This window comes from Sphingopyxis granuli NBRC 100800 (assembly GCF_001591045.1).
GTDB classification, from domain to species: Bacteria; Pseudomonadota; Alphaproteobacteria; order Sphingomonadales; family Sphingomonadaceae; genus Sphingopyxis; species Sphingopyxis granuli.
Genome location: NZ_BCUA01000026.1, coordinates 1 through 3,666, shown reverse-complemented (window position 1 = coordinate 3,666; position 3,666 = coordinate 1). Strand labels below are relative to the sequence as shown.

Here is a 3,666-nt window from a genome sequence, read left to right as displayed (position 1 = left end):
TCCGATCCCCCCTCTTCCGACGCGACGGCCGCCATCGAATCCCATATTTCTATGCGCACGATGGGGGGATTTCGGATCACGCCCGCGCGATGGCGCGCGAGAAATTTCGCAGCGCTTCATTATGGATAGGGGATGCGGACCTCAGGCGCCGGGCAAGTCGGAGCGCGCACGGCGGAATCGCGCCGCGGCGTCAGCGATACGCACCCTTCGGCCGCACGCCCGCATGCTTCGGAACGCTGCGCACCGCGATGCTCGAATGGATGCGCTCGACGCCGGGAAGGCGCGACAGGATCGTCTTGTGGATTTCCTCATAGGCCGCGGCGTCGGCGGCGGTGATCCGCAGGATGTAATCGGGATCGCCCGTCATCAGGAAACATTCCTCGATTTCCGGGTGCTGGCGGACGGCTTCCTCGAACCGGTTGAGATAGGCCTCGGTCTGCCGCTCCAGCGTGATGCGGATGATGACGATCAGCCCGTCCCGTTCCGTGGGCGCGACGATCGCCGTATAGCCGCGGATCACGCCGCTCGCTTCCAGGTTGCCGACCCGGCGCAGGCAGGCCGAAGGGGAAAGTCCGACCTCGGCCGCCAGCTCGCGATTCGGCATGCGCCCGTTCATGCGCAGCAGCCGGACGATGTTGCGGTCGATGGCGTCCATTCGAACCCTATCGCACGAGGATGAAACTTAATTCAACCAAAACCGCTAAAACAGAATAATCAAGCGTAATTCGCATCCAAAATCCAACATTATTCTGATATTCTTTTTTCCGGAAGGGGATCGTCTTTGCCAGATAATCGCGCGCCCACGGCCCACTGCGGTCGGTTGCAGATCGACCTGTCGGCGCTGGCCCGCAACTATGCGGCCATCGCCGCGCGCGTCGCCCCCGCTACGGCTGCGGCGGTGGTGAAGGCCGATGCCTATGGCCTCGGCAGCGGTCCGGTGGCGTCGGCGCTGTGGGATGCCGGCTGTTGCCGCTTCTTCGTCGCGCATCTCGACGAGGCGCTGGCGATCCGCGACGAACTTCCGCCGCAGGCCGAACTCATCGTCCTCAACGGCCTGCCGCCGGGCGTCGAGCCGCTATGCGCGCGGCACGGGATCGTTCCCGTCCTCAATTCGCTCGGTCAGGCGGAGCGCTGGGCCGAGACCGCGCGCGCGCGCGATCGACGGCTTCCCGCCGTCCTGCAACTCGACAGCGGCATGTCGCGGCTCGGGCTCGCCCCCGAAGACGGCGTCCGGCTCGCGCATGACGATCGCTTCCGCCAGGCGGTCGACCTGCGGCTGGTGATGAGCCACCTCGCCTCGTCGGGCACCCCCGACAGCGAGGCCAACGCGATGCAGATCGCCGCGTTCGACCGGCTGGCGGCCGCCTTTCCCGGCGTTCCCCGGTCGCTCGCCAATTCGGGCGGCGCCTTTCTGGCGGCCCCCTATCACAAGGACGTCGTGCGGGCGGGGATCGCGCTCTACGGCGGATCGCCCAGCGGCGACCCGGCCGACGCGCTCGAACCCGTCGTCCGGCTCGACGCGCGGGTCGTGCAGGTCCGCACCGTCCCCGAAGGCACCGGGGTCGGATACGACCTCACCCATCGCTGCACCCGGCCGACGCGCATCGCGACGATCGGCGTCGGCTATGCGGACGGTCTGCCGCGCACGCTCGGCAATCGCGGCGCCGCCTGGTTCGACGGCCGGCGGTTGCCGATCCTCGGGCGCGTGTCGATGGACAGCATCACGCTCGACGTCAGCGACCTGCCCGCCGGGCAGCCGGAGGAAGGCGACTGGGTCGAGATCATCGGCCCGCACCAGCCGGTCGACGTCCTCGCGCGCGATGCGGGGACCATTTCCTACGAGATACTGACGTCGCTCGGCCATCGTTACGACCGGCACTATCGCCCCTTCGCGGGGGTCAATTCAGGGAGGCCGGCATGAAGATCGCGGTTCTTGGCAGCGGGGTGATCGGCGTCACCACCGCCTGGTATCTGGCCGAAGCGGGGCACGAGGTGGTGGTGCTCGACCGCCAGGCCGGCCCGGCGCTCGAAACCAGCTTCGCCAACGCGGGCGAGGTCTCGCCCGGCTATTCCGCCCCGTGGGCCGCACCCGGCATCCCGATGAAGGCGATCCGCTGGCTGATGATGCGGCACGCGCCGCTGATCCTGCGGCCGCAGATCGACGGCGCGATGCTGCGGTGGCTGCTGGCGATGCTGCGCAACTGTACCAGCGCGCGCTATCATGTGAATAAGGCGCGAATGGTCCGCCTCGCCGAATACAGCAAGGACTGCCTCGTCGCGCTGCGCGAGACGACCGGCATCGCCTATGACGAAGGCACCGGCGGCACCCTGCAGTTGTTCCGCACCCAGAAACAGCTCGACGGCATGGCAAAGGACATTGCGGTGCTGCGCGCGAGCGGCGTCCCGTTCGAGGTGCTCGACCGCGACGGCTGCGTGGCGGTCGAGCCCGGGCTGGGCGCGGCGCGCGACAAGGTGGTGGGCGGGCTGCGGCTGCCCGGCGACGAAACCGGCGACTGCTTCAAATTCACCGCCGCGCTCGCCCGCATGGCGGAGGCACGCGGCGTCACCTTCCGCTACGGGACCCGGATTCAGGCGCTGCGGCCCGATGTCGGGGTCGAAACCGACCGGGGGCTGGTGACGGCGGACGCCTATGTCGTCGCGCTCGGCAGCTTTTCGCCGCAGATGCTGCGCCCGCTGGGGCTGACCCTGCCCGTCTATCCGGTCAAGGGCTACTCGATCACCGTGCCCGTCGCCGACGCCGCGCACGCGCCGCTTTCGACGCTGATGGACGAAAGCTACAAGATCGCGATCACCCGCCTCGGCGACCGCATCCGCGTCGGCGGCATGGCGGAGATTTCGGGGTACAACAACGCCCTGCCCGAGCGGCGGCGCGAGACATTGCTCCATTCGCTGACCGACCTGTTCCCGGGCGGCGGCGCCATCGACGCCCTCACCTACTGGTCGGGCCTGCGTCCGATGACGCCCGACGGCACGCCGGTCGTCGGCCCGACCCGCTATCCCAACCTGTTCCTCAACACCGGCCACGGCACGCTGGGCTGGACGATGGCGTGCGGATCGGCGCGCGTGATCGCCGACCTGATCGGCGGCCGGCAGCCCGACATCGAAACCGCCGACCTGTCGCTCGCGCGCTACGGCCGTCCATGATCCCTGCAACAGCATCGAAAGGAAACAGCATGACCATCAACCGTATCGAGTCCGGGCGGCGCATGAGCCAGGCGGTCGTCCACAACGGGACCATCTATCTGTCGGGTCAGGTCGGGGCGCCGGGCGAAAGCGTCACCGCCCAGACGCGCGCCGTGCTCGCCGCGATCGAGACGCTGCTCGCCGCCGCCGGCTCGGACAAGTCGAAGATCCTCTCGGCGACGATCTGGCTCGCCGACATGGCCGACTTCGCGGAAATGAACGCGGTGTGGGACGAATGGGTCGACGGCAAGGACGCCCCCGCGCGCGCCACCGGCGAAGCGAAGCTGGCTACGCCTGAATACAAGGTCGAGATCATCGTCGTCGCCGCGGCCTGACCGACACCAATGCCGATATCGTTTCAGCATCCATGGTCGGACCCTTCCAGGTGCGGGCGGACCTTGGACCCTGAAACAAGTCGGCCATTATCCCTTTTCGACAAATAGCAGTTCCCCGGCGAAAGCC

General features: G+C 68.0%; 4 protein-coding genes. 3 read left to right on the top strand and 1 reads right to left on the bottom strand.

The genetic code is table 11. The features are described from left to right. Positions 1 to 190: 190 nt before the first annotated feature. A complete protein-coding gene (locus SGR02S_RS08385) occupies positions 191 to 655 on the bottom strand; it encodes an Lrp/AsnC family transcriptional regulator (RefSeq protein ID WP_067107952.1) in 465 nt (154 codons plus the stop codon). Between the two features lie 126 nt (positions 656 to 781). Here SGR02S_RS08385 and alr point away from each other — a divergent pair, with 126 nt between their 5' ends. Genes alr through SGR02S_RS08370 form a run of 3 tightly spaced genes read left to right on the top strand, consistent with a single transcriptional unit; the run spans position 782 to position 3,539 of the window. Further along, positions 782 to 1,921, top strand: coding sequence for an alanine racemase (gene alr, locus SGR02S_RS08380; RefSeq protein WP_067107950.1), 1,140 nt, complete (start codon positions 782 to 784; stop codon positions 1,919 to 1,921). Further along, positions 1,918 to 3,165, top strand: a complete 1,248-nt coding sequence (locus SGR02S_RS08375) for a D-amino acid dehydrogenase (protein WP_067107947.1) — start codon at positions 1,918 to 1,920, stop codon at positions 3,163 to 3,165. Before alr ends, SGR02S_RS08375 begins: the two co-directional genes overlap by 4 nt. 29 nt (positions 3,166 to 3,194) lie before the next feature. Then, entirely contained in the window at positions 3,195 to 3,539 is a 345-nt protein-coding gene (locus SGR02S_RS08370; RefSeq protein WP_067107944.1) for a RidA family protein, read from the top strand. Positions 3,540 to 3,666: the final 127 nt, after the last annotated feature.

What these genes read in the sequence shown, in the direction of transcription:
- SGR02S_RS08385 (WP_067107952.1), bottom strand. Translation starts at nt 655, where the DNA reads ATGGACGCCATCGACCGCAACATCGTCCGGCTGCTGCGCATGAACGGG.
- SGR02S_RS08370 (WP_067107944.1), top strand. Translation starts at nt 3,195, where the DNA reads ATGACCATCAACCGTATCGAGTCCGGGCGGCGCATGAGCCAGGCGGTC.
- SGR02S_RS08375 (WP_067107947.1), top strand. Translation starts at nt 1,918, where the DNA reads ATGAAGATCGCGGTTCTTGGCAGCGGGGTGATCGGCGTCACCACCGCC.